Source organism: Erwinia sp. 009765445 (genome assembly GCF_058137865.1).
In genome coordinates this window covers 61,367-86,433 of the sequence record NZ_JBYUWC010000002.1, presented here as the reverse complement: position 1 = coordinate 86,433, position 25,067 = coordinate 61,367, and the positions used below count along the sequence as shown (strand labels likewise).

General features: G+C 54.1%; 19 protein-coding genes and 3 pseudogenes. 12 read left to right on the top strand and 10 right to left on the bottom strand.

Going from position 1 to position 25,067, the window contains the following annotated elements; translation table 11 throughout:
• Nucleotides 1-27: 27 nt before the first annotated feature.
• The 3 genes and pseudogenes from AC3Y5R_RS02435 to AC3Y5R_RS02425 form a co-directional block, all read right to left on the bottom strand.
• Nucleotides 28-126, bottom strand: a pseudogene (locus AC3Y5R_RS02435) (ESPR domain-containing protein); the annotation flags it as partial.
• A gap of 624 nt (nucleotides 127-750) precedes the next feature.
• Entirely contained in the window at nucleotides 751-2,415 is a 1,665-nt protein-coding gene (locus tag AC3Y5R_RS02430; protein ID WP_489919988.1) for a methyl-accepting chemotaxis protein, read from the bottom strand.
• Nucleotides 2,416-2,629: 214 nt separating this feature from the next.
• Complete coding sequence (locus AC3Y5R_RS02425) at nucleotides 2,630-4,162, bottom strand: carboxylesterase/lipase family protein (RefSeq protein ID WP_489919987.1); 1,533 nt, start codon at nucleotides 4,160-4,162, stop codon at nucleotides 2,630-2,632.
• 187 nt (nucleotides 4,163-4,349) lie between these two features.
• On the opposite strand from AC3Y5R_RS02425, the pseudogene AC3Y5R_RS02420 reads away from it, so the two are divergent.
• A pseudogene (locus AC3Y5R_RS02420) lies at nucleotides 4,350-4,880 on the top strand (SAM-dependent methyltransferase).
• Nucleotides 4,881-4,935: 55 nt separating this feature from the next.
• Nucleotides 4,936-5,370, top strand: coding sequence for a DoxX family protein (locus AC3Y5R_RS02415; protein WP_489919986.1), 435 nt, complete (start codon nucleotides 4,936-4,938; stop codon nucleotides 5,368-5,370).
• Between the two features lie 34 nt (nucleotides 5,371-5,404).
• On the opposite strand, the gene hglS is transcribed toward AC3Y5R_RS02415, so the two are convergent.
• On the bottom strand, nucleotides 5,405-6,751 hold the full coding sequence (gene hglS, locus AC3Y5R_RS02410) for a 2-oxoadipate dioxygenase/decarboxylase HglS (RefSeq protein WP_489920159.1): 1,347 nt from the start codon (nucleotides 6,749-6,751) through the stop codon (nucleotides 5,405-5,407).
• Nucleotides 6,752-6,856: 105 nt separating this feature from the next.
• On the bottom strand, nucleotides 6,857-8,185 hold the full coding sequence (locus AC3Y5R_RS02405) for an MFS transporter (protein WP_489919985.1): 1,329 nt from the start codon (nucleotides 8,183-8,185) through the stop codon (nucleotides 6,857-6,859).
• 307 nt (nucleotides 8,186-8,492) lie between these two features.
• Here AC3Y5R_RS02405 and AC3Y5R_RS02400 point away from each other — a divergent pair, with 307 nt between their 5' ends.
• Nucleotides 8,493-9,416: a LysR substrate-binding domain-containing protein gene (locus AC3Y5R_RS02400; RefSeq protein WP_489919984.1), complete on the top strand. Its 924-nt coding sequence runs from the start codon at nucleotides 8,493-8,495 to the stop codon at nucleotides 9,414-9,416.
• Nucleotides 9,417-9,459: 43 nt separating this feature from the next.
• Here the strand turns inward: AC3Y5R_RS02400 and smrA are convergent, their stop codons facing one another.
• A complete protein-coding gene (gene smrA, locus AC3Y5R_RS02395; protein WP_489920158.1) occupies nucleotides 9,460-10,026 on the bottom strand; it encodes a DNA endonuclease SmrA in 567 nt (188 codons plus the stop codon).
• A gap of 89 nt (nucleotides 10,027-10,115) precedes the next feature.
• Nucleotides 10,116-11,069 (bottom strand): sugar-binding transcriptional regulator, encoded by a 954-nt coding sequence (locus tag AC3Y5R_RS02390; protein ID WP_158785223.1) that lies wholly within the window; start codon nucleotides 11,067-11,069, stop codon nucleotides 10,116-10,118.
• Nucleotides 11,070-11,243: 174 nt separating this feature from the next.
• On the opposite strand from AC3Y5R_RS02390, the gene dalD reads away from it, so the two are divergent.
• From dalD to uspE, 5 genes are all read left to right on the top strand, one after another.
• Nucleotides 11,244-12,635, top strand: a complete 1,392-nt coding sequence (gene dalD, locus AC3Y5R_RS02385) for a D-arabinitol 4-dehydrogenase (RefSeq protein WP_489919983.1) — start codon at nucleotides 11,244-11,246, stop codon at nucleotides 12,633-12,635.
• A 10-nt stretch (nucleotides 12,636-12,645) separates the two neighbouring features.
• Nucleotides 12,646-14,115 carry a xylulokinase gene (gene xylB, locus AC3Y5R_RS02380; RefSeq protein WP_489919982.1) on the top strand — a complete coding sequence of 490 codons (1,470 nt, stop codon included), beginning with the start codon at nucleotides 12,646-12,648 and terminating at the stop codon, nucleotides 14,113-14,115.
• A 54-nt stretch (nucleotides 14,116-14,169) separates the two neighbouring features.
• The gene (locus tag AC3Y5R_RS02375; RefSeq protein WP_489919981.1) at nucleotides 14,170-15,462 is read left to right on the top strand and encodes an MFS transporter; all 1,293 of its coding nucleotides are present in this window, start codon (nucleotides 14,170-14,172) and stop codon (nucleotides 15,460-15,462) included.
• A 148-nt stretch (nucleotides 15,463-15,610) separates the two neighbouring features.
• Nucleotides 15,611-16,366 carry a fumarate/nitrate reduction transcriptional regulator Fnr gene (gene fnr, locus AC3Y5R_RS02370; RefSeq protein WP_158781527.1) on the top strand — a complete coding sequence of 252 codons (756 nt, stop codon included), beginning with the start codon at nucleotides 15,611-15,613 and terminating at the stop codon, nucleotides 16,364-16,366.
• A 171-nt stretch (nucleotides 16,367-16,537) separates the two neighbouring features.
• On the top strand, nucleotides 16,538-17,488 hold the full coding sequence (gene uspE / locus AC3Y5R_RS02365; RefSeq protein WP_158781528.1) for a universal stress protein UspE: 951 nt from the start codon (nucleotides 16,538-16,540) through the stop codon (nucleotides 17,486-17,488).
• A 99-nt stretch (nucleotides 17,489-17,587) separates the two neighbouring features.
• Here the strand turns inward: uspE and pntB are convergent, their stop codons facing one another.
• Nucleotides 17,588-18,976: a Re/Si-specific NAD(P)(+) transhydrogenase subunit beta gene (pntB, locus tag AC3Y5R_RS02360; RefSeq protein ID WP_489919980.1), complete on the bottom strand. Its 1,389-nt coding sequence runs from the start codon at nucleotides 18,974-18,976 to the stop codon at nucleotides 17,588-17,590.
• Between the two features lie 10 nt (nucleotides 18,977-18,986).
• Complete coding sequence (gene pntA, locus AC3Y5R_RS02355; RefSeq protein ID WP_489919979.1) at nucleotides 18,987-20,519, bottom strand: Re/Si-specific NAD(P)(+) transhydrogenase subunit alpha; 1,533 nt, start codon at nucleotides 20,517-20,519, stop codon at nucleotides 18,987-18,989.
• A 518-nt stretch (nucleotides 20,520-21,037) separates the two neighbouring features.
• Here pntA and ydgH point away from each other — a divergent pair.
• The gene (ydgH, locus tag AC3Y5R_RS02350; RefSeq protein ID WP_489919978.1) at nucleotides 21,038-21,988 is read left to right on the top strand and encodes a DUF1471 family protein YdgH; all 951 of its coding nucleotides are present in this window, start codon (nucleotides 21,038-21,040) and stop codon (nucleotides 21,986-21,988) included.
• Nucleotides 21,989-22,213: 225 nt separating this feature from the next.
• Nucleotides 22,214-22,732 (top strand): annotated as a pseudogene (locus AC3Y5R_RS02345) (amino acid permease); the annotation flags it as partial.
• 11 nt (nucleotides 22,733-22,743) lie between these two features.
• Here the strand turns inward: AC3Y5R_RS02345 and AC3Y5R_RS02340 are convergent.
• Nucleotides 22,744-23,163 (bottom strand): hypothetical protein, encoded by a 420-nt coding sequence (locus AC3Y5R_RS02340; protein WP_489919977.1) that lies wholly within the window; start codon nucleotides 23,161-23,163, stop codon nucleotides 22,744-22,746.
• A 173-nt stretch (nucleotides 23,164-23,336) separates the two neighbouring features.
• On the opposite strand from AC3Y5R_RS02340, the gene rstA reads away from it, so the two are divergent.
• Together rstA and AC3Y5R_RS02330 are read left to right on the top strand one after the other, a co-directional pair.
• A complete protein-coding gene (gene rstA, locus AC3Y5R_RS02335) occupies nucleotides 23,337-24,065 on the top strand; it encodes a two-component system response regulator RstA (protein ID WP_489919976.1) in 729 nt (242 codons plus the stop codon).
• A gap of 254 nt (nucleotides 24,066-24,319) precedes the next feature.
• Complete coding sequence (locus tag AC3Y5R_RS02330) at nucleotides 24,320-24,913, top strand: hypothetical protein (RefSeq protein WP_489919975.1); 594 nt, start codon at nucleotides 24,320-24,322, stop codon at nucleotides 24,911-24,913.
• Nucleotides 24,914-25,067 lie beyond the last annotated feature (154 nt).

Here is a 25,067-nt window from a genome sequence, read left to right as displayed (position 1 = left end):
CTTTTTTTCTGCTTTTACTGCTTTTACTGCCGCCTGTGAGCCATGACAAAGCCCCCTGGCAAGTTCTGAAACCACGACATACATTTGCATCCTGGCATGCCAGATAACTTTAAATATCTTGTTCATTTCCGCACTCTGAATAAATAACAGGCAGCCGAAATCATCAGCCGGGATGAGCAGGCCTGTTGTGGTTTATTTAAATTAAATATTTAGGGCCGATTATTTATATTGCTTTCTGAAAACGGAGATAAGTCTAACACAGGGTTAATTAACAAATCGACAATCGCCCTTATTGGCATTGACGGTTATTCACATTAATTACATCCTTATCATCCATGTATCAAATGTAATTATTTAGTGAACAGTTATCGAAAGGCAGTCTTGAAAAAGCGCCAGCAAGACTATCATTATAAAGATCAATCGTATGAACTTTAAGAGAAAAATCTTTCATTCTGACTTTAAAACCTTATTGCAACAGCCATCCCTGGAATGAGTCGCCATTTTTGACTTTTATCAAAATAAAAACGCAATGACTCGAAGATAAACTGCAAACTGGCCTTTTTCTGAAAATAACATCCATCGCGTGAAAAATGATAACCTGATGAATTTTATCGATAAAAAATTAATAAGAATCATCTTAAAGGGACTTGGTATATTCCTGAGGGTTTACATGTGAGGAAAGAAGGGATAACGAAGGGAAATAAAAACGCCACCGCTATCAACAGCCGGTGGCGGGATAAATAATGACAGTCAGAAAGAGACCCACTCGTCAGCAGAAGAGGTTGCGGTTTTTGCGGCTACCGGACGAGCGATACCTGCCGATCTGAGGTACGGGGCCGGTTTTTTCACCTGCGTGGTTTCCGGGGCCAGGCGGAATTTTGAGACCGACAGTGTCAGCTCTTCCGTCTGACGTTCCAGCGCACTGGCCGCCGTTGAGACTTCCTCCACCAGAGAGGCGTTCTGCTGGGTGACACTGTCCATTTCAGTGATTGCCGTGCCCACCTGAGAGATGCCCTTGCTCTGCTCGTCAGAGGCTAAGGCAATCTGCTTCATAATCTCCGTCACTTCGCCAACGGCCCTGAGGATTTCATCCATGGTGCTGCCCGCTTCCCCGACCAGGCGGGAACCGTTATCTACCCGACTGACGGAATCGGTAATCAGCATTTCAATCTCTTTTGCCGCGTTGGCGCTGCGTTGTGCCAGGTTGCGTACTTCGCTGGCAACCACGGCAAAGCCACGGCCCTGTTCACCGGCTCTGGCCGCTTCAACCGCAGCGTTCAGTGCGAGGATATTGGTCTGGAAAGCGATGCTGTTGATCACGCTGGTGATCTCGGCAATTTTTTTCGAACTGCCGGAGATGCCCTGCATGGTGGTCACTACGTCACCGACCAGTTTGCCGCCTTTACCGGCCGTTACCGAGGCAGTTTCTGCCAGCTTGCTGGCGTGGGCGGCATTCTCTGCATTGAGTTTCACCGTCGCGGTGAGCTGTTCCATACTCCCCGCCGTTTGCTCCAGCGCGGCCGCCTGCTCTTCCGTACGGGACGAGAGGTCGTTATTACCGGAGGAGATCTCAGCGGCGCCACGGTAGATATTGTCGGTCCCGTTGCGAATTGCGGTTACGGCTTCACGCAGGCTGTCCTGCATCACCCGCAGCAGCGGCACCAGCTTACCGACGCAGTTACGGCCGATGTCTTCCAGAGGCTGGCTTAAATCGCCGTCGGCAATCATGCGGAAGTGCTCGCGCATACCATCCAGCGGACGCACCAGCATTTTCACCAGATAACGGTCGGTAAACAGCAGGATCATCAGCCCGGCAATCACTGCCATCACGATGACCGTTTTAGTGACGTTAGTCAGATGATCAACCGTGACGCGGGTGACGTCGAGCTTGCTGCTCGCTGCCGCATTGAATTTGTCCACGCTGGCACCAAAATCGCGGCTCAGCGGCGGTGTGACGTTAGCTGCATGGCGTTTGAAATCATCCAGCAGCGGCTGCTGGGCCAGGCGCATCTGCGGCAGGACACCTTCATCCAGCAGCTTCTGCCAGCTGGCAATCACTGCGGCGGAATAACTCGCATCAAGGGGGCCAGGCGCTTCAGTTTTGAAATCCGCCAGCTGTTTCGCCATATTATCCAGCGCCTTCTGCACGGCAGCCATATCAGCTGCTGCCGTGGCGCTGCCAGCCTGACGTGACTCCACTGCACGGCTCAGGCGGGTGATAAACCGGAAGTACTGATCGTTGCCCTTACTGAGGGTGTTGGTCTGGTTAACCAGTTCACGGTCAACCTCATTGCCTTTCCCCAGAGACGTCAGGGAGTAGACGCTGTACATGCCAACGGCGGACCACAACAGGCAAAACAGCCCGAGGATCCAGAGCATCACGCTGCGGATGGTAAAGTTTTTTAACGCATTCATAACTACTCCGTAACGGTATAAACCGGGTCAGCTCGTCCTGATAAATGGACGCTTAACACGGTTTATCGGCACCATTTCGCAACACTGGAGTAATTAATTGTTGTGATTCATACCCTTACAAACACCATTATTCAGATAAGTGCTTGCCGCGACTGATATTTTCCTTAAAAACCATGCCAAAAAAGTTTATTGAAGGGACTATTTTGTTGAGAAACTACTTTCTCAGGCGCACCATCTTTTTCATCAGCAAGCGGAATAACTGAGTACGCCGCCGCATAAACCGTTTTTCCAGTTTCAGTGCTGCTTCCCCCTTTTCGCCAAAGCGCATCACATTATCGGCATAGGGTTGCCAGGCTGGCCACATTATTTCCCCCTTCAACTGGTGGGAAAACACTGAAGCATCGCGGGCAAAATTCAGCCAGTACTCGCTGACTTTACGGGCAAAAGCGCGGTCATTTTCGGTAAAGGGACGATCGGCCATCTGTGTTGTCAGCGCATCAAGCGTATTCAGCGTGTAAGGGATCTCGTTGCCGTGCCAGGTTCCGTTAGGGTAAAGGTCACGGGCATTCTCTGAGACGTAGTCAAAATAATAGCGCCATGCTGGCACCCCGTTGCGGTGCTGAGAAAGCGCTGCCACATAGCCCATGGTGGTAAAAGTCATGTCTCTGGCTACCTGACGCCCCAGCTCGCTGTCATCCCAGACGCCGTCATACAGCATGCGGATCAGCTTCAGCCGCAGGCCGATATGCTGCGTCTGACGGACCTGTTCAATCACCTTCGCCGGGTCGACGCCAAAGTAGCTGAGCACGCTGGCCTCATCGCTGTTGCTGCCAATCATCAGCGGCAGCTTGTGCTGCCTGACATGATTAAACACGCTTAGCATCGGTTCAGGCAGAACGTTATCGCCGGAGATCGCCACCGGGCCATTAGCCAGCGAGCGATCAAGCGGCCAGAAAGCGTCCGCAGGCAACGCCCGTAGCTGTTCAGCGGTGGCATTCTCCAGGTTGAAATGCTTTGCCAGTTTTGTTCCGGTTTCCAGTGCAGTTTCGCGCGAGATATCAGGCAATGTATAGGCGCTCTGGGCGATTCCTTTATGAAACAGGCCTGCTGAGAGCGGCGAGGCAAACAGCGACAGCACGCTGCGGGCGCCGGAAGATTCGCCAAAAATAGTGACGTTGCGGCTGTCGCCGCCAAAAGAGGAAATATTGCGCTGTACCCACTGCAGAGCGGCCATCTGATCCAGCAGCGCAAAATTGTTAACCACCTCGCCGTCTTGATACTCTTTATCCAGCGCAGGATGAGCAAAAAAACCCATGTGTCCAAGACGATAATTCAGCGTGACGATCACCACGCCGCGCGAAGCCAGCGGCAAGCCGACGTAGGGAGCCAGCCCGCCCGCGCCGATGGCAAAGCCGCCACCGTGGATCCACACCATTACCGGCAGTGGCCGGGAAGGATCCACTTCCGGCGTCCAGACGTTCAGGTACAGGCAGTCCTCACTAAACACTCCCGGGTCGCCTCCTCCAACAGCCATGCAATATTCCCGGCTTTGCCAACTGGCATTGCCCCAAAGGGTGGCATCGCGCTCCCCTTCCCACGGCTGTACCGGTTTGGGCGCCCGCCAGCGTAAATGACCGGTAGGCGGCGCGGCATAGGGGATCCCTCTGAAGACAAAAACTCCCTGCTCAAGGTTGCCGCGCAGCAGTCCTTCCGCCGTGCGTATTTTTAACATCTGGTCGTTTTTCATTGGTCCGTCCAAAGCTAGCCTGCTAATCATTATTTGCAGTCGCCAGGCCAAAGTCCAACCGCTGTGAGCATTTGCAGATTATGCCTGGAGAGAAACCCGATGTCCGTCCGGACTGATAGTAATCACTCCATGAAATCATTAACTTATATCCATAATAAATACCGGAATATTCAGGTAAGGACACAATATGCAAATCAACAGCACCAAAGGAGCGAAGGTCTATACACCGCTCACATTGAGACTCTATGACTGGTGGGTGCTCACCTCTCCAACAGTTTTGCCTGGCGCTGTCAGACTGATGGGATGCTCCTTCCACATTTCCGGCGTCATCTGGGAGAAAACCATCTGGATGTTGGCGTGGGCACCGGTTACTACCTCGAAAAATTGCAGCCATATCTGCAGAACGTGACGCTACTGGGTTTGAATTCCGCCAGTCTGACCTCAGCCGCCAGACGTATTGGTCCCTCCCGTCTCATGAATTGCCTGCACAACCATTGTCGGCAGCGGCGTCAGCCACAATGTGTTTGGCCGCAAATTGATGACGGTCTGTAACAGGAAAGGCATTTTAAGTAACGGTCGGGATTCGTTGTCCGAACTGAAAACCATGCTGCATCAGCATTTCCACGAGGCGGCGGGTGTCAGTTTACAGGGTACGGTCGCACTCTTTACTGCGCGGGATAAAATTGCAGACGCGACTCAGGATACTGATGAAAATTGAGTTTTCAGCAGCTTTAAGCTTAACTGTGGCTCAAATTTCAAAATAAGGAACCAACATGTTTGCAGCTATCAACAGCGGATTTTCCCGCCTCGGCGATCATCCTGACTTTGGCAAACTGGTGCTTCGCCTCTCTCTCGGTGCGCTGCTGCTGTTTCATGGTGAATTTAAAATAGTGCACGGCGTGGGCTGGATCGCCTCCATTCTGAAAGCGCACGGTATCCCTGCTTTTGTGGCTTATGGCACCTACGTGGGTGAAGTCGTCGCCCCGATTATGCTGATTATCGGACTGATGACCCGTCCGGCAGCCTTTATCATCGCGGTGAATCTGGTGGTGGCAACGCTGCTGGTGAAAACGGGCGCTGTGTGGCACCGCACTGGCGTGGGTGCCTGGGCGCTGGAAGGTGAAGCGTTCTATTTCTTCGGCGCATTCGCCGTAATGCTGCTTGGCGCAGGCAGATACTGCTTAATTCGCAACACCAGCCTACAATAACTCAGAACAGGGGCGCTGGTTCGCCCCTTTTGCTTCATTCTATCCCGCAGCGTTGCAGACTGGCTGTTTGACGCCGGGCATATAACGCAATTTCATCTTCGACCTGCACACCCAGAGCCTGCTCAAAAGCCTGCTGACTGGCATTACCCTGTGACATCTTTTTCGCTTCACTGCCCAGATTTGACTGAAAAATCCCGGCAGCGCTGACCGGCAGAAAATCCTCATAGATCATCGGCGTCGCCCTGATCAACCCCTGCTCAATCAGCTTTTCCACATCCTGTTGTTCAGCAATAAGCTGTGGATTGGCTTTTCCCTCTTCGGTCAGAGTCCAGCTAAACCAGGCCAGCTGCTGCTGCCGTAAACTCATTTCGTCATCCGGGAAAGGCCGGAACACCTCAGCAAGCTGCTGCTGATGTCCAGCGTTATCCGTTCCCTGAGAGCTTGCCTGCAACAGCCGGTCATACAACGCTCGACCTTTCGCGGTCAGCGCGATGCCACGCTGCTCAATTTCACCGAATCTTGCGGTGTGCGTACCCTGCTGCTGGTCGAGGAAACGCACCGGCTCCTCCAGCGCTTTGAAGCTGGTCTGGCGCAGTAGCAACGGGACACTGCGGCGCGGCGGCCCTTCAATAATGTCTTTAGGAATAATACCAGCCTGCGGCATCAGTTCCTGCACGCGGTCGATATCCAGCGTGCGCGGTGTCAGGTGATTGATATGGCAGCCGGGGAAGCAGACCACGTCGGCGATCAGCCGGTGTTGCTGTTGCAGCGCCTGCCACGTTGCACTGTCGACGGTGGTTTGCTGATGCCAGCGGAACGTTTCCAGCGCCTCCGCAATAAATTCTTCGGCCTCTGCAGCTTTAAACCCACCCTGCTGCTGATGGATAGCGATCAGTTCACGGCAGCGCGGAGTGAAAATGTCGCGGGCGGCGAGGATCTCTGCCGCCTGCTGACGCAGCGACGGATCGTCTATCAGCTCCAGCCGGAGCAGCGAGGTAAACAGACGGAAGGGATTGTTGTTTAATGCGTTATCGTCCTTAGGGCGAAAGGCCGTTGAGTGTACGGGGACACCAGCCTGAGAGAGATCGTAATAGCCAACCGGGAACATCCCCATGATGGCGAACAACTGTCGCAGCATCGACAGCTCCGCCGCCGTACCCACGCGGATAGCGCCATGCCGTTCCACGCTCAGCCGGGAAAGTTCACCGGCATCTGCCAGCTGTTTTCTCAGCATGGGGTTCTGTTCCAGCACTTCTTCGTTAACCTGTGCCACCAACTCCAGCAGCGTCCCATATTGAGGCACTTCCTGCTGATACATTGCCGACATCGCGCTGGCGAACCCGGCGCGGATACTGTCTGCTGTTACCCATGAATCTGCCATCATCTGACCTTTCTGTTACGAATATGTTGTCAGATTACTGGACTCCCAGGCCGCCCGGGAGAATAATTAGCAAACTGTGATCCGGCACCGAAAGGGCTTATTATATTACACTCCGTCACGACGATAGCCGTAACGATATTTTGCCAGCAGCATCAGCGAGGTCAGCACCGCCGGGATCGCCAGGCTGCTGAACACGTCGGTGATCGTCCAGCCCATCGACAGCATCTGCGCCCCGGCGAAGGCACTGAGGATCGCCCCCATTCGCCCCACGCCGTGCATCCAGCTGGAGCCTGTCGCCCTGGCATGGGTGGGATAATAGCTGGCCGACAGGGCGTTCATTCCGGTGTTGGCCCCGTTCAGGCAGAAACCACTACAGAAAGCTACAAGGCTGAGAACCAGCGTGTGAGCAGGCGCATAGCCAATTGCCACGGTGGCAATCGCGCCGACAAAGTAAATCGCCGCCAGCGCCAGGTTGGCATTGAAGCGGTCCATCATCCAACCCGTGAACAACGACCCCACCGTGCCGCCAGCCTGGTACATCGCCGTCACCAGCGCAGCCTGGGTCACGGTCATGCCCATATCTTTGACCAGCGACGGCAGCCAGCTCCCTATCAGATATACCAGGAACAGCCCCATAAAATAACCGCCCCACAGCAGCGAGCTGCCCAGCAGGTAAGGACGGCTGGTGACCAGGCGAACCGCGCCGTGAAGGTGCGCGTGCTCCACCATTGCGAAGTGACTGTCATGATGCACCCGGCCTGGTGCCATTTTCTCCACAATGCGGCGGATCTGTCCAACCGGCGCGTTGCGGGACAGCAGGAATCGCACCGACTCAGGAAGCCATGAAAGCAGCACCGGCACGATCATCAGCGGCAGTAAACCACCGACCACCAGCACCGCATGCCAGCCATAATCAGGGATAAGCCATGAGGCGGCAACCCCCCCTCCGGCAGCCCCGAAGGTAAAGCCGCAGAACACCACGGTAATGATAAAGGCGCGTTTACGTTCCGGAGAGTATTCCGCCACCAGCGTGCCGACGTTAGGCATCGCCGCACCCAGTCCCAGCCCGGTGAGAAAGCGGAACAACATCATCTGATCGATGTTTTGCGAGAAGGCGGTAGCCAGCGTCCACAGGCCAAAGAAGAACACGCTGCTGATGATGATCACCCGGCGACCAAAGCGGTCAGCCAGCGGCCCGGCAAACATCGCGCCCAGCGCCAGGCCAATAAGGGCAGCGCTTATTACCGCACCCAACTGATGGGTGGTGACGCCCCAGGCGGTTTTCAGTGCCGGGGCAATAAAGCCCATCAGGGCGATGTCCATGCCGTCCATTGCCACCACGGCAAAACAGAGGACGATAATCCGTTGCTGATAGCGACTGATGCAGCCCTCGTTAATCAGGGCTCGCACATCTGTCGCAGCGGTACTTTCCACGATAGCGCTCCATGTGCCAGCGCGCGATGGCCGGCTGGCGTAGTTCCTGAAAAAATGTGTCGGCTATAATAACGGATTGTTATCCGCTTCACCTGTTAAATTACACTCCGCGGCGGTGGGAAATCCCTGAACATGGGGACAATGAGAAAATTTCATCAGCGAAACTGATGGCGACGATGGGCAGATAATAAAGAAAGTGATGGAAAAGCGTGCAGAAGCGGAAAATGTTAACTAAATTTTGCAATAAGGTTAACAAATATCTCGTCACAGGCTTGCCTGTCAATATCACCGCTGGCTACGCTGGGTTATGGACAAAAATTACCTGTTTAATCAGCGCATTCGCTTGCGCCATTTACATACTTTTGTTGCCGTGGCTCAGCAGGGCACGCTGGGTCGCGCCGCCGAGACGCTTTCTCTCAGCCAGCCTGCGCTGTCGAAAACCCTGAACGAACTTGAAGAGCTGGCGGGAGCCAGGCTGTTTGAGCGCGGGCGACTGGGTGCACAGCTGACCACCATGGGCGAGCAGTTCCTGACCCATGCGGTGCGCATTCTGGATGCGCTAAATCATGCCGGTCAGTCCTTCAGTCCCGTCCTGCAGCATGAGCCTGCCACTCTGCGGGTTGGCGTGCTGACTACCGTGGCGCTGGGCATGCTGCCCTCCATTCTTGAGCGTTTTCATCAGCAGCAGCCACAGACGCTGGTTCAGGTCGCCACGCTGCACAATAATGTGCTGCTGGCCGGGTTAAGAGCCGGTGAGTTCGATGTCGGGATTGGCCGCATGGCAGATCCGGAAATGATGACCGGGCTGACTTATGAGCTGCTGTTCCTGGAATCTTTGCAACTGGTGGTGCGTCCGGATCACCCCCTGTTAAGTGACAATGTCACATTGTCACGTGCCCTCACCTGGCCGGTGGTCATTTCACCGGAAGGCACTGCTCCACGCCGGATTGCGGATATAATGATTAAGGAACAAGGCTGTCAGCTCCCCGCCTCGCTGGTTGAGACTTCGGCCACTTCTCTCGCCCGACAGCTGGCCCTGCGCTATAATTATGTTTGGTTTGTTCCTTCCGGTGCCATCAAAGACGATTTGCTGCACCAGTCGCTGGCGGCCCTGCCAATAGCCTCCCACGGGCCGGGTGAACCGGTGGGGATTATTACCCGCACTGGCGCGTCACTGAGCCTGAATGCTGAAGTACTGATGGCGACTATTCGTAAGTCTCATTCTGGCTAGCCGCTGGTAAACGGCAGCGCCAGAGTTAAGCTTTCTACGCCTCTTAACGGCTGCGTTTGGCGTGTCGTTCGCGATTATCAAGCCTTGCCTGCTCACTTTTCCTCAGCCCCACATAACAGGCCCCGCTGCCACCATGCTGTGGCTGTGCGCTGCAGAACGCCTGCACTTCTTCAAACTGCTGCAGCCAGCGGAAAACGTAGCTGCGCACGATATTGGCATGAGAGTCATCATTCCGGCCTTTACCGTGAATAATCAGCAGATTGCGAAAGTTTTCGTGCTGCGCAGCCAGCATAAAACTGTAAAGTGACTGACGGCAGATCTCTACCGGCTGACGCAGCAGATTCAGGCTGGCATCCAGCGAATACTTGCCAAGCCGCAGCTTATCCAGCACGCCCTGCTGAATGCCCTCGGCTTTGTATTCCAGCGGGGTTTCCAGCGGGACTACAGTAAGGAAGCCGCTGACCAGTGGATTGTCGAGCTGCTGATCCTCCTGCGTCTGGCGGGGAGATTTGGTCGAGGGGGATTTCAACCAGAGAATATTGGCGCAATCTTTCAGCGGCGTGACGTCTTCCATCGCGTCTTTGAACAGATCTTTATCATCAAGGCTCATCATGTGGATCCCCGGTGGCAACAAAAAATGATGGCGTGGATTTTCAGACCCACCGGGCTAGTTTAGCAAAACTCTTCTGAATTGAGATCTCAACACAGCAGCTCAAGAGCGAAACGGGCGCTCTCTTCATCGGTGATCAGCCCCCTGACCCAGCGACCTTTCAGCACGGCGGCAATCGCCTGATGTTTATCACTGCCACCGGCAAAAGCGATAATATTGCGCCCGCTGTGGGCGGTCAGCCGCACGCTGGTCAGCCGCTCATCCAGTTCGCTGTTCAGCCTTTCCCCATTCTGGCCAATAAAATGCCCGACGATCTCCGCAGCCACTCCCTGTGATTCCAGCGTGGCCACCTGGCGATCGCTGATAAAACCGTCCGCATTCAACGGGCATCCTGCATTGACCTGACCGATACCGACAAACAGTACGTCAGCCTGCTCCGATTTCTCCGTCACCGTTCGATAAATGCGATGATTGCACCACAGATCGCGGTCTTCGGCGCTGTCGGCATACAGCGGCGCAGGCAGAATGAAATACCGCCCCTGAGTTTTCTCCGCCATCCACAGCGGAACATCGTAGCGGGTACAGGAACCGTCGCTGGCTATTGCACCAATCAGGGAAACGCAGCTGTGCTGCGGCTTGTCAAACTCGGGTAATTCATCAATAGTGGCGCGTAACGTCCGGCCTGAACCAACGGCAACGATCTGCGCCTGATCGAGCTTCAGGGTCTGTGCCATGACTTCGGCCCCGGCCACCGCAATCATCTTCTGCAGTCCGTCGCCCTCGACGCCAGAAGACGGCACCACCTGACAAACCTGCAAATCAAACCGCTCTTTCAGCTGCTGTGCCAGCGTCATGCAGTCCGCCACCGGGTGGGTAATGTTGACGCTGACCAGCCCCTGCTCTGCCGCCAGCGCAATCAGACGCTGCGCCACCTGGCGGGAGACGCCCAGTTTATCGGCAATGTCATGCTGAGTTTCCCCCGCCACGTAATACATCCAGGCCGCTCTGGCCGCCTGATCCAGTTTCTTATCGTGCTTGATCATCATAAGGCTCTGTAAGGTTTTTTCCAGCCTACTCCGAATAATTGCCCACCAGTCGGGCAATTACAAATTTTGTGATCCCGCCCGCAGACATACGGCGGCTTAATCCGCAGGCTGTTACCCAATCAAGCAAAAGCCCCTTTAGAGAGCAATTGCCCAAACAAACAGGAGAGTGTTATGACTGCTACAGCCTCAATCTGGATGCACATCGGTGCGGGTTCTTTTCATCGTGCTCATCAGGCCTGGTATCTGCACCGCCTGCTGCAACAGGGGGATCATCGCTGGCACATCGCCCTGAGCAATATTCGTGAGGATGCCTCACCTCTGCTGAAAACCCTTGCAGCTCAAAACGGGGAGTACGTGCTGGAAACCGTCACTCCGGAGGGTGAGCGTGAGTATGAGAAAATCACCTCAATCAAAACCATCGTGCCGTGGGACAGCCAGTTAAATGGCATGATCAAGCAGGGATCGGATGCGGCCACCCGCGTGATTGCCTTTACGGTGACAGAAAGCGGCTATTACCTGGATAACGATCACCGCCTGGATCCACGCCATCCGGATATTCAGGCTGACTTAAAAGGCGAAGCACGTACTATTTATGGTGCGTTGACGCGAATTTTACTGGCCCGCATGGCAGCGCACGGTAACCCGGTGACGTTGCTGAACTGCGACAACCTGCGACATAACGGCGAGCGCTTCCGGGCGGGTTTCCTGAAATTCCTCAGCTTGCGGGGTGGAGAAGCGCTGTTGCAGTGGGTGGAGCAACACACCACATCACCCAATACTATGGTTGACCGCATCACGCCACGTCCCACCGCAGATATCGCCCCGCGCGTGCTGAAAGAGACCGGCTTCAGCGATAGTGCCCCGGTGATGGGCGAAGCCTTCATTCAGTGGGTGATTGAAGACGATTTTGCTGCCGGACGACCGGCGCTGGAAAACGTCGGCGTGGAGATGGTCGGTTCCGTGCTGCCATGGGAAGAAGCCAAAATCCGCATCCTGAATGCCAGCCACAGCTGCATTGCCTGGGCCGGTACGCTGGTGGGCCAGTCGTATATCCATCAGAGCACCCGCACCCGGGAGATCAAGGAGATGGCCTGGGAATACGTCACTCAGGATGTGATCCCCTCTCTGCTGCCCAGCCCGCTGGATCTGCAAGAGTACCGCGACGTGGTGCTGGCGCGCTTTGCCAATCCTTATATTCGCGACACCAATCAGCGTGTGGCTGCCGATGGCCTGTCGAAAATTCCGGGCTTTATCACCCCAACTCTGGTTGAAAGTTATGCCCGCAATGAAACACCAAGGGTCACTACTGTGTTGCCAGCGCTGTTCTTTCTCTTCCTGCAGCGCTGGCATCAGGGCGAACTGCCCTATGAGTATCAGGATGGCGCACTGAATGATGATGCGCTGCACACCCTGCTCAGCAAACCAGACGCGCTGGCCCGTTTCGCGGCTGATGAAACGCTTTTCGGGCCGCTGGCAAAACGTGCGGAGTTCGCCAGCCTGCTGGCAGAAACGGTCTCCGGCCTGCAATCCTGGGCCAGGCAGCCGCAGCCGGTCAGTGAGTAAGGAGCGGACTATGTATCTTGGAATCGATGCCGGAACCTCAGAAATCAAAGCGCTGGTGATTGATGGTCAGGGAGAGATTGTCGCCACTGCCGGGGCAAAGCTTACGGTGCAGCGCCTGCATCCTCACTGGTCAGAACAGGATCCGGCTGAATGGTGGATGGCCACTCAGCAGGCGGTCAGTGAATTACGTCAGAAAGTGGGTGACCGCTGGTCGCAAATCCGGGCGATTGGTCTTTCCGGGCAGATGCATGGGGCCGTTCTGCTCAACCGTGATAATCAGGTGCTACGGCCCTGCATCCTGTGGAATGACACTCGCAGCGCGGCCGAATGTGCTGAACTTACCGCACTGGCTCCTGATTTGCACAGCGTAACCGGTAACCTGGCGATGCCTGGCTTTACCGCGCCGAAGCTGCTGTGGGTTGCCCGTCATGAGCCGCAGATCTTTGAGCAGACCGCCAGCATACTGCTGCCAAAAGATTATCTGCGCTGGAAAATGAGCGGTGAGAAACTCAGCGACATGTCCGATGCCGCCGGAACGCTGTGGCTGGACGTCGGCCGTCGTGACTGGTCTGACAGCCTGCTCGCGGCTTGTGGTCTGACTCGTGACCATATGCCACGCCTGGTGGAAGGTTCCGAACCGGCCGGAAAACTACGCCCTGAGCTGGCCCGCCAGTGGGGATTAAACGAAGAGGTGATCATTGCTGGAGGCGGCGGTGATAATGCGGCCAGCGCAGCAGGAATTGGCGCAATTAATCCAGGAGATGCATTTATCTCTCTCGGCACCTCCGGCGTGTTGTTTGCAGTGAACGATCGCTTCCGCCCTAATCCTGCCTCGGCGGTCCATGCTTTTTGCCATGCTCTGCCTGACCGATGGCATCAGATGAGCGTGATGCTGACAGCGGCGAGCAGCCTGCGCTGGCTGTGTGAACTGATCGGCGCTTCTGAAACCACATTGTTGTCGGAAGTGGCCACTCTGAGCGGCGCTGACCAGCGCAGAGCGCCGGTTTTCCTGCCCTATTTATCCGGAGAGCGCACCCCGCACAACGATCCACAGGCCACCGGATCGTTCCATGGCCTGACGCTCTCCACCCAGCGGGCCTCGCTGGCCTATGCCGTTCTGGAAGGGGTGACTTTTGGTCTGGCCGATGGGCTGAAGGTGCTGCAGGAAGCGGGAACCACCCTGACCAGCTGCTCGCTGACTGGTGGCGGCGCACGCAGCCCGAGGTGGGCACAACTGATTGCTGACGTGCTGAATCTGCCGGTGGTCACTCATCCGGGTGGCGAAGCGGGCGGCGCGCTGGGCGCAGCAAGGCTGGGCTGGCTGGCCGACGGTGGCGACGAGTCAGAAGTCTGCCGCAAACCGAAAGAACTGAAACGTTATCTGCCCGATCCCGGGCGTCAAAAGTACCTGCAAAAACGGCTCGACTATTTTCGCCTGCTATACCAACAACAGCGCGAGGCTCGCGCACCCGGCTTCTGAACCCCGACCCGGACGCAATGTCCGTCCGGGCCCTGCATCCCACGAGGAATTATCATGAATTCAGCAAAAAACTGGTTCGGTCTCCCACTGTCTTTACTCTGGGGCTATATCGCTATAGCCGTATTTATGAGCGGGGACGGCTTTGAAATGGCCTTCCTGTCAAAGCACATCACCGATTTAGGATTTTCGCCCGCTCAGTCCGCGATGGTGTTTACCCTTTACGGTGCCGCGGCCGCGCTGGCAGCCTGGAGCTCCGGCGTGGTGGCTGAAATTATCACCCCGCAACGCGCCATGCGCATCGGTTTTGTGCTGTGGGTGGTCATGCATATCCTGTTTATGACGCTGGGACTGGGCATGCGTAACTATCCGTTGATGCTGCTGTTTTACGGCATTCGCGGTCTGGCTTATCCTCTGTTTATCTACTCTTTTGTGATGCTGGTGGTACAGAACGTGCCAAAGCAACAGCTCTCCTCCGCGATGGGCTGGTTCTGGGCAATGTATTCCATTGGCATCGGCTGTATCGGCAGCTATCTCCCCAGCTTTACCATCCCGTGGATGGGGGAAACCGGAACGCTGTGGTTTGCAATTGCCTGGGTGGTCGTGGGTGGGTTGATGGCGATGGTCCTGCTGCGCAACGTCGGCGGCGAGAGTCAAAAAGCCAACCTGACCACCCGCGAGAAATTCACCGAGCTTTCACGCGCGGTGACGATCCTGTTTACCAACCGCAATATCTTTCTTGCCTGTCTTATCCGCATAATCAACACATTGTCACTGTTTGGCTTTGCAGTGGTGATGCCGATGCTGTTTGTCGGCCGTCTTGGCTTCAGCATGTCAGAATGGCTGCAAATCTGGGCGGTGTTCTTCTTTGTCACCATCTTCACCAATGTGATGTGGGGAGTGCTGGGGGAGTATATTGGCTGGATCCGTCAGGTGCGCTGGTTCGGTTGCCTGGGTTGCGCCCTTTCCAGCCTGGCGTTTTATTATCTGCCCGTCACCTTCGGACATAACTTCTGGGTGGCCATGATCCCGGCAGTGATGCTGGGGATTACCGTCGCGGCGTTTGTGCCGATGACCGCCGTATTTCCGGTACTGGAGCCGAAACATAAGGGCGCGGCAATTTCAATTTATAACCTTTCTGCCGGTCTGAGTAACTTCCTTGCCCCGGCGATTGCCTCACTGGTTTTGCCCTTTTTTGATATCGTTGGGGTGGTCTGGACTTACACTGCTCTCTATCTCTTTGCGGGTATTTTGACGCTAATCATAAAGGTGGAACAACCTGCTCGCTCTGTTACCAAAAAAGAAACAAATCATTACCGGCCTGCTGCAACGGCACAGAATAAGTTTTAACGCCCGAATAAGGCACATTTTTAAACGGGAAGTCACTGAGGATGACATCCCTGATTTTAATGTGCCTAAAACTGCTCTGATCAGTTCCCTTTAGTGACTAAAAAATGATAAAATTGACCTCAGTCAATAATCAATCGAGCCTATAACTATGATCCCTGAAAAGCGTGTTATCAGCAGACGTATTCAGTCTGGCGGTTGTGCGATTCACTGTCAGGATTGCAGCATCAGCCAGCTTTGCATCCCCTTCACGCTGAACGAGCACGAACTCGATCAGCTGGATAACATCATTGAACGCAAAAAGCCGATCCAGAAAGGCCAGACGCTGTTCAAAGCGGGAGACGAGCTGAAGTCACTGTACGCTATCCGCTCCGGGACCATCAAAAGTTATACCATCACCGAACAGGGTGATGAGCAGATTACCGGTTTCCATCTGGCGGGCGATCTGGTGGGCTTTGATGCGATCAGCGCCGGTCAGCATCCCAGCTTCTCACAGGCGCTGGAGACAGCAATGGTCTGTGAGATTCCTTTTGAAACCCTGGACGATCTCTCCGGTAAGATGCCGAGCCTGCGTCAGCAGATGATGCGTCTGATGAGCGGCGAGATTAAAGGCGATCAGGAGATGATCCTGCTGCTGTCGAAGAAAAATGCGGAAGAGCGCCTGGCAGCCTTTATTTATGGCCTGTCACGCCGCTTTGGTGAGCGTGGTTTCTCGCAGCGCGAGTTCCGCCTGACCATGACCCGTGGTGACATCGGTAACTATCTTGGCCTGACCGTAGAAACGATCAGTCGCCTGCTTGGCCGCTTCCAGAAGAGTGGCATGCTGGCAGTAAAAGGCAAATATATCACTATCGAGAATCACGACGAGCTGTCGCAGCTTGCCGGTCAGAGCCGCGCCATTGCCTGACTCTCTGGCCGGGTTACCCTCCTGACCCGGCCAGCTTCTGTTTTGCTTATCCCTGGCCTGTAAATAGCCTGCTTATTATTTGTTATAATATTGATCCGACTATAACTTTTTCCTTCTGCACTCGCCGCTATTGGGCTATCTTTAACCTACCCAGCGTATGGAGAACCCGTTATGGCCAAGTATCAAAACATTCTCGTGGCTATCGATCCTCAGCAGGACGATCAGCCAGCGCTCCGCCGTGCTGTTTATCTGAATCAGCGACTTGGCGGGCGGATCACCGCCTTCCTTCCTATCTACGACTTCTCGTATGAGATGACCACCCTGTTGTCGCCCGATGAACGCACCAACATGCGTAAAGGCGTTGTCAGCCAGCGCACGGAATGGATCCGCGAGCAGGCCAGGGCCTATCTTGAGGCTGGCGTGGATATTGATGTCAAAGTGATCTGGCATAACCGCCCGTACGAGGCGATTATCCAGGAGGTGCTGAATGGCCGTTACGATCTGGTGATCAAAATGGCACACCAGCATGACCGTCTGCAGGCGGTGGTCTTCACCCCAACCGACTGGCATCTGCTGCGCAAATGTCCCTGCCCGGTATGGATGGTGAAAGATCAGCCGTGGCCGGAAGGTGGTAAAGCAGTAGTGGCCGTCAACCTTGCCAGTGAAGAACCGCATCATGACCCGCTCAACACCAAGCTGGTGAAGGAGACGCTGGAACTGGCGGAGATGGTTAATCATACCGAAGTGCACCTGGTGGGAGCCTATCCCATCACCCCGATCAATATTGCTATCGAACTGCCTGATTTCGATCCCAGCGTGTACAACGATGCAATCCGTGGGCAGCATCTGCTGGCGATGAAGGCCCTGCGGCAGAAATTCAGCATCGACGAGAAGTTTACCCACGTCGATAAAGGCCTGCCAGAGGAAGTGATCCCGGATCTGGCCGCTCACCTGGATGCCGGTGTGGTGGTATTAGGAACGATTGGCCGTACCGGCCTGTCAGCCGCTTTCCTGGGAAATACCGCCGAACAGGTTATCGATCATCTGCGCTGCGATCTGCTGGCGATCAAGCCAGATGGCTTCAACTCGCCTGTGGAACTGGACGACGACGAAGACGACTGATCCCCGGTTTTAACGTAAAAAAGGGGCAGATTTCTCTGCCCCTTTTCGCTGGCCGCATCAGACTGGCCAAATAGATGCCCCCGTTCAGGGGCATTTTGTTTACAGTGCTTTCAGAATTGCATCAACGGTGGCTTTCGCATCGCCAAACAGCATCTGGGTGTTCTCTTTAAAGAACAGCGGGTTCTGTACCCCGGCGTAGCCGGTATTCATTGAACGCTTGAAGACCACCACATTTTGCGCCTTCCACACTTCCAGTACCGGCATGCCCGCAATCGGACTGCGCGGATCTTCCTGCGCGGCCGGGTTGACGGTGTCGTTAGCGCCGATCACCAGCACGGTGTCGGTATCCGCGAAATCATCATTGATCTCGTCCATTTCCAGAACGATATCGTAAGGCACGCGGGCTTCGGCCAGCAGCACGTTCATATGACCAGGCAGACGACCGGCCACCGGGTGAATACCAAAGCGAACTTTGATACCACGCGCACGCAGCTTCTCGGTGATTTCAGCCACCGGATACTGTGCCTGCGCTACCGCCATGCCATAGCCCGGGGTGATGATTACCGTGCTGGAATTTTTCAGCAGTTCAGCCGTACCCTGCGCATCAATTTCACGGTGCTCGCCCACTTCTTCGCTTTCACCGGTTGAGCTGCTGTCCGTCCCGAAGCCACCAGCGATCACGCTGATAAACGAACGGTTCATCGCCTTACACATAATGTAAGAGAGGATCGCCCCGCTTGAGCCCACCAGCGCACCGGTGACGATCAGCAGGTCGTTGCTGAGCATAAAGCCCGCCGCCGCCGCCGCCCAGCCAGAGTAGGAGTTGAGCATTGAGACCACCACCGGCATATCCGCCCCGCCGATAGACGCCACCAGATGCCAGCCGAAGGCCAGTGCTATCAGCGTCATGATTATCAGCGCAAACACTTCCGCCACGGTGCGGTCAGTACGCACAAAGATGATCAGCATGCATAACGAAACCACCAGCGCCAGCAGGTTCAGCTTATGGCGATGCGGCAGCATCAGTGGACGGGAAGAGATCTTACCGCGCAGCTTGCCAAAAGCGACCAGCGAACCGGTGAAGGTCACCGCACCGATAAAGATACCGATGAACACTTCGGTCAGATGGATATTTTCCATCACCGCTTCCTGACCTGGCGCGTGATCCAGGTAACTGTTAAAGCCTACCAGCACCGCAGCCAGACCGACGAAGCTGTGCAGCACGGCCACCAGCTCTGGCATTTCGGTCATTTCGACCTTCTTCGCCAGACGAATACCGATAGTGCCACCAATGACCATTGCCAGCAGAACCCAGGCAACGTTGCCGCTGTCCGGACCCAGAATGGTCGCCAGCAGTGCAATTGCCATCCCGCTGATGCCGAACAGGTTGCCCTGTTTGGACGTTTCATGTTTCGACAGCCCGGCCAGGCTGCAAATAAAAAGAATTGCGGCAACAATGTATGCTGCAGTCACTAATCCGCCAGACATTGATTACCCCTTAGTTCTTACGAAACATTTTCAGCATGCGCTGAGTAACGGTGAATCCACCGAAGATGTTGATGCTGGCAATCAGCACGGCGATAAAGGACAGAAAACTGACCCAGCCGCCATGACCGATTTGCAGCACAGCACCGACCACAATGATGCCGGAAATGGCATTGGTCACCGACATTAACGGGGTATGCAGAGCATGACTGACGTTCCACACCACGTAGTAACCCACCACGCAGGAGAGGGCAAAGACGGTAAAGTGCGAGAGGAACGCAGGCGGAGCCACGTTGGCTAACCAGCCAAACAGCACAATAGCCAGCACGAACAGCGCATATTTACGGTACGGCGAAGCCGGTTTCTCTTCCACCTTTTCGGCCACTTTCGCGGCTGCAGGCGCAGCTTTTGGCGCGGCTGATACCTGAATTGGTGGCGCTGGCCAGGTCACTTCGCCATCGCGGATTACGGTGACACCGCGAATAACAACATCTTCGAAATCAATGGTGATTTCGCCGTTTTTCTCTTTGCACAGCAGCTTCAGCAGGTTCACCAGGTTGGTACCATAAAGCTGAGAAGACTGGGTCGGCAAACGGCTTGGCAGATCGGTATAACCGATAATCTTTACGCCATTTTCGGTGGTGGTCACCTGATCCGCTACAGTCAGCTCACAGTTACCGCCGGTCTGCGCCGCCAGATCGACAATCACGCTGCCTGGCTTCATCGAAGCCACCATCTCTGCGGTGATCAGCTTTGGTGCCGGACGGCCTGGGATCAGCGCAGTGGTAACAATAATATCCACTTCTTCTGCCTGAGCGGCAAACAGGGCCATCTCCGCTTTAATAAAGGCTTCGGACATCACTTTGGCATAGCCATCACCGCTGCCCGCTTCCTCTTCAAAATCCAGTTCGAGGAACTCGGCACCCATACTCTGCACCTGCTCTTTGACTTCAGGGCGGGTATCAAATGCGCGGACGATTGCACCGAGGCTGTTGGCCGCACCGATCGCGGCCAGACCGGCCACACCAGCCCCAATCACCATCACCTTCGCCGGTGGCACTTTGCCTGCAGCGGTGATCTGACCGGTAAAGAAACGGCCAAACTCATGCGCAGCTTCGACAATTGCACGATAGCCGGCGATGTTCGCCATTGAGCTCAGAGCATCAAGGGATTGTGCACGAGATATACGCGGCACCGCATCCATCGACATTACCGTGACCTTACGGGCAGCCAGTTTTTCCAGCAATTCCGGATTCTGAGCAGGCCAGATAAAGCTCACCAGCGTGCTGCCTTCACGGGTCAACGCGATCTCTTCATCCGTTGGCGCATTAACCTTAAGAACGATATCGGACTGCCAGACAGTGGCGGTATCAGTGAGTGTTGCACCGGCAGCGACATAAGCAGCGTCATCAAAACTAGCCAGCTTACCTGCCCCGCTTTCAACTGCGACGCTGAAGCCCAAAGCCAGCAGTTGCTCAACCGTTTTCGGTGTGGCAGCCACTCGTGCTTCGTTGGGCAATCGCTCTTTGGTGATTCCAATTAGCATAATATTCCCTTTCATCAAAGGTGATGGAGATTGATCCTCGCTGCGCTGGCCCGAACGGGCCCTCGCAGGAACTGTTGCAAACTGTTTATAACCTACTGAAATTATGACTTGCGATCCAGCCGTCCTGCGCGCATTTCTCCGCTTTTCATATAAAAATTCAGAGGCAAGTCCCAATAACGCTATTTCTGCACTGAATTTAACTGGAAATTACGCATAATCTGCTAACGAAATCCGGGATGATATAGCAGGACGGAGGTTAAAAAACATTATTTAACAAAGGATTAACTATATAACAGGTAACAATAACCGCTATAACTGGTAAGTGGGTGACAAAAGCCGCAATTTAACATTTCTTTAATATCTTGCTGCCCGTGACTTTTCCCCGCTGCCCTGTTTCGCTCAAAATGGCTGAGACAGGATGCATTATTACATGCAATAATCGGCAGCTAATCTGTTACACATCAAGAGTCCAGCACGTTTTCGTACTCATTTTTTGCGTAAGGCGAAGGATTATTTTTATGAAGCTGAAGAATACCATTCTGGCATCAGCCCTGTTGTCACTCACATCATTATCCGCTTATGCGGCACAGGAACTGACGCCAGAAAAAGCGGCATCACTGAAGCCATTCGATCGTATTGCGATTTCAGGCCGCTTTAATGCGATTGGTGATGCGAGCGATGCCATCTCTAAACGTGCCGATGAACTGGGTGCGGCTTCCTACTATATTCAGGGGATCAACGACAGCAACGGCAACAGCGGTAACTGGCGTGTGGTGGCAGACCTGTATCATGCAGATGCGCCAGAGGACACTAAAAACCAGGATCGTGTGATTAACGGCGTCCGTGAGCTGACCAAAAGTGAAGCCTACAAGCTGGAGCCTTACGATACCGTCTCTATCAGCGGCTTCTACCGCAGCCAGCCGGATGTAAACGATGCCATCACCAAGCAGGCAAAAAGCAAAGGTGCTGCTTCCTTCTTTATTATCCGTCAGATTGACGCCAACAGCGGCGGCAACCAGTACATCACTGCTTATATCTATAAAGCGGATGCACCGGAGCGTAAAGTACAGTCCCCTGACCTGATCCCGGCGGATTCTCAGGCGGGCAAAGCCGCCCTGGCTGCCGGTGGCGCTGCCGCTAAAACCGTGCAGATCCCTGGCGTGGCCTCTTCTGAAACCCCAAGCAATAAAGTGGGTCGTTTCTTTGAGACTCAGTCTTCTACGGGTCAGCGCTACACTGTTAAAACACCAGACGGTAAAAGCGTGCAGGAAGTTAACGCTGTTACCGCCGCGCAGATGCAGCCGTTTGACAGCGTGACCTTCACCGGTCACTTCGGTACCCCTACCGAAATCTCTGACGCCGTGGGCCGTGCCGCTATCGATAAGGGCGCGAAGTACTACCATATCACCCGTCAGTGGTCCAATCAGAGCGGCGGTAACCTCACCGTTTCTGCTGACCTGTTTAAGTAAGCTTTAAAGGAGGCGGCTTTCGGTCGCCTCCGCCATGCATAATTTTCCGCTGAATTTTGCATAACCATGCATCTTTTCGTCCCCTTCGCATTGCATCTGTCTGGCTCACTCCGTAAAATCGCCGCCGGTTTACGGGCATTCATTCGTTTTTAAGCGCAGCCGGTCGAATTAAAAACGTACCATTGCCGCTGTAATGGTTTTTTATTCTGAATTTTGGATGCTTTTTTGGACAAAAAATTAGGTCTTACCGCCCTCACGGCGCTGGTTCTGAGTTCCATGCTCGGCGCAGGCGTTTTCAGCCTGCCACTGAACATGGCCGCTGTCGCCAGCCCGGCAGCCCTGCTGATTGGCTGGGCAATTACCGGCGCGGGGATTATTTTACTGTCGCTGGCGCTGCTGCTGACCCGCCTGAAACCTGAGCTGGACGGCGGGATCTTCACCTACGCCCGCGCAGGCTTTGGCGAGCTGGTCGGTTTCTGCTCCGCCTGGGGCTACTGGCTGTGTGCGGTGATCGCCAACGTTTCCTACCTGGTGATTGTCTTTTCGGCGCTGAGCTTTTTCACCGACTCTCCAGGCCATGTGGTGTTTGGCGATGGCAATACCTGGCAGGCAATTCTCGGTGCGTCGATCCTGTTGTGGCTGGTGCTGCGCGGCGTGCAAACTGCGGCCAGCATCAACCTGGCCGCCACGCTGGGCAAAATGGTGCCGCTTGGACTGTTTATTGTGCTGGCAGTGCTGGGCTTTAGGTGCGGTAATCAGTGCGAATGCGAAAAGGCAGGCAGGGTGACCGTCAGTCGGTCATCATACTGCTCAAGATCCAGCGACTTAACGTACTCCAGGCGAATACCTTTAAGTTGCTGCTCTGAAAGCGGGTAAGGCAGTAAAATATCGAACTGCGAGATGTGCTGTTGTTCAGCTAAAGTTATCAATCGGGCAATATTAATCTCATCACTCACCTGAGTGGAGATGATCTGTAATGCCAGCACCTTCAGCCGTTCTGAAGGGGCACCGGGCAGATCCTGCGACTTGCGGGTGACCATGCCAAAGATGGGCATTACGCCGTAGATAGCGTCGACAAAACTCCAGCGTTTTTTGCAGGAAGCCGCAAGAAAATCGATGTAATTGAGGCAGATATGGTCACTGTGCACTGCTGGAGCCAGTTCTTTATCCGACACTATGCTCTCCTTTCACCGAAAAAAATCCCCCGGGCGGCCTGAAGCAACCCTGCGGATATAATGGCATATTTAGTGACTCCTTTACTATACATCGAGAGTTATTTAGCGCGGAGACATAGTAGTCCGTGTTAACAAATAGTAATCTAACCTTTCCTCCTCAGATAAATGGCGCTATGAACAAAATCGTTTTCGTGGAAGATGACCAGGATGTGGGTGAACTGATTGCAGCTTATCTGAGCCGCCATGACATTGAAGTCATTGTGGAAAGTCGCGGTGACCGGGCTGAAGCCACCATCGCCGCCGCCAATCCGGATCTGGTGATGCTGGACATTATGCTGCCAGGCAAAGATGGGATGACCCTGTGCCGCGACCTGCGTGCCGGTAAAATCTGGTCGGGACCTATCGTGCTGCTGACCTCACTGGACAGCGATATGAACCATATTTTGTCGCTGGAGATGGGGGCGAATGACTACATTCTGAAAACCACCCCACCCGCTGTTTTACTGGCACGCCTGCGTTTACATCTGCGCCAGGCCGGGACGCATGCTCAGAGTGACGAGATTGCCCCTGCGGTTCCGGGACAAAAAACGTTACGCTTTGGCACGCTGTCTGTCGATCCGATTAACCGTCAGGTCACGCTGGGAAGTGAAATCATCGCCCTTTCCACCGCCGACTTTGATCTGCTATGGGAACTGGCAACGCATGCCGGTTCGATCCTGAACCGTGACGCACTGCTGAAAAACCTGCGCGGAGTCAGCTATGACGGCATGGATCGCAGTATTGATGTGGCCATTTCCCGCCTGCGCAAAAAACTGCTGGACAGCGCAACGGAGCCCTATCGCATCAAAACTATTCGTAATAAAGGGTATCTGTTTGCACCGCATGCCTGGGACGCGCAATAAAGCCGCTTTTATCATTGCCCCATTAATAAGGGCCGACTTTACATAGCCCGGCCAAAACCACATACTAACGGTGGTTAATCGCAACCCTGATAAAGTTCCTGCTCTGTACAGTAAAGATGGCAGTTTAGCCATCTGTAAGGAAGATATTAAAGAGGGAATATGAGTTATAACTCACTGATACTGGACAAGTTAGATGCTGAAAAGCAGCTGGCAATAATCCTTGAAAAGGAGTCAGGAAAACTGGTCATCAAATTATGCAACAGGCCCAAACGATAAGTGCAGGCGTCACTCGCCTGACATGGTATTCTTCTTGTTTTTTTGATAACTACCAGGATGTTTGCGCTAATTTAAAAAAAGAAGATGTTCGTTTTGGCATGGCAATAATACAAGTAATAAAACATCCCGACATTGTTAAATTACTGATTTACATATTCGTTAAATATTGGTTAGGTAACATGTCGGACGAAAGAGTCAATAAAACCCAGGCAATATTGTTTAAACTCGGTGCAAATATTTCCAGTTCAACGTTCACGACTCGCAGCTTCACGTATGCAGTAACCTCTGCTATCTGTATGAGTTTCGGACTTCGTGCCGCTATAGATAGCAAACTTAAATCACGAAGCCAATTATATGTTGTCGCTGCCAGCTTTTATGGACATGTCCAGTTAGCTGCTGAGGGTGCCGCCAGACTCAAATCCCGCAATACTGGTCTGTACCAGGCCTTCTATCGTGCTGAAGTCGAAATGCTCTATTTTTTGATTGAATCAATTGTCACCAGAGTTGAACTTGACATATCCACAAAAACAAACGAGGAAATAGCGTCTGCTATCCTAAGGTTGATGAGATGAAGTTTTTATTTCGTAGATGGTGGCAGGATTTATTAGATAGCTTATTTACCGCATACATTCCTCTTGGAACAGTAATTCTATTTTTAGTTATTTCTGTAAATTACTGGCCAGATTATGCATGGGGTTCTACAGCGATTTATCTTGTATGCGTAAT

Bases quoted from the DNA above. Each gene is read 5' to 3' on its own strand.
- AC3Y5R_RS02430 (WP_489919988.1), bottom strand. From the start codon at position 2,415: ATGAATGCGTTAAAAAACTTTACCATCCGCAGCGTGATGCTCTGGATC.
- AC3Y5R_RS02425 (WP_489919987.1), bottom strand. From the start codon at position 4,162: ATGAAAAACGACCAGATGTTAAAAATACGCACGGCGGAAGGACTGCTG.
- AC3Y5R_RS02415 (WP_489919986.1), top strand. From the start codon at position 4,936: ATGTTTGCAGCTATCAACAGCGGATTTTCCCGCCTCGGCGATCATCCT.
- hglS (WP_489920159.1), bottom strand. From the start codon at position 6,751: ATGGCAGATTCATGGGTAACAGCAGACAGTATCCGCGCCGGGTTCGCC.
- AC3Y5R_RS02400 (WP_489919984.1), top strand. From the start codon at position 8,493: ATGGACAAAAATTACCTGTTTAATCAGCGCATTCGCTTGCGCCATTTA.
- smrA (WP_489920158.1), bottom strand. From the start codon at position 10,026: ATGAGCCTTGATGATAAAGATCTGTTCAAAGACGCGATGGAAGACGTC.
- AC3Y5R_RS02390 (WP_158785223.1), bottom strand. From the start codon at position 11,069: ATGATCAAGCACGATAAGAAACTGGATCAGGCGGCCAGAGCGGCCTGG.
- dalD (WP_489919983.1), top strand. From the start codon at position 11,244: ATGACTGCTACAGCCTCAATCTGGATGCACATCGGTGCGGGTTCTTTT.
- xylB (WP_489919982.1), top strand. From the start codon at position 12,646: ATGTATCTTGGAATCGATGCCGGAACCTCAGAAATCAAAGCGCTGGTG.
- AC3Y5R_RS02375 (WP_489919981.1), top strand. From the start codon at position 14,170: ATGAATTCAGCAAAAAACTGGTTCGGTCTCCCACTGTCTTTACTCTGG.
- fnr (WP_158781527.1), top strand. From the start codon at position 15,611: ATGATCCCTGAAAAGCGTGTTATCAGCAGACGTATTCAGTCTGGCGGT.
- uspE (WP_158781528.1), top strand. From the start codon at position 16,538: ATGGCCAAGTATCAAAACATTCTCGTGGCTATCGATCCTCAGCAGGAC.
- pntB (WP_489919980.1), bottom strand. From the start codon at position 18,976: ATGTCTGGCGGATTAGTGACTGCAGCATACATTGTTGCCGCAATTCTT.
- pntA (WP_489919979.1), bottom strand. From the start codon at position 20,519: ATGCTAATTGGAATCACCAAAGAGCGATTGCCCAACGAAGCACGAGTG.
- ydgH (WP_489919978.1), top strand. From the start codon at position 21,038: ATGAAGCTGAAGAATACCATTCTGGCATCAGCCCTGTTGTCACTCACA.
- rstA (WP_489919976.1), top strand. From the start codon at position 23,337: ATGAACAAAATCGTTTTCGTGGAAGATGACCAGGATGTGGGTGAACTG.
- AC3Y5R_RS02330 (WP_489919975.1), top strand. From the start codon at position 24,320: ATGCAACAGGCCCAAACGATAAGTGCAGGCGTCACTCGCCTGACATGG.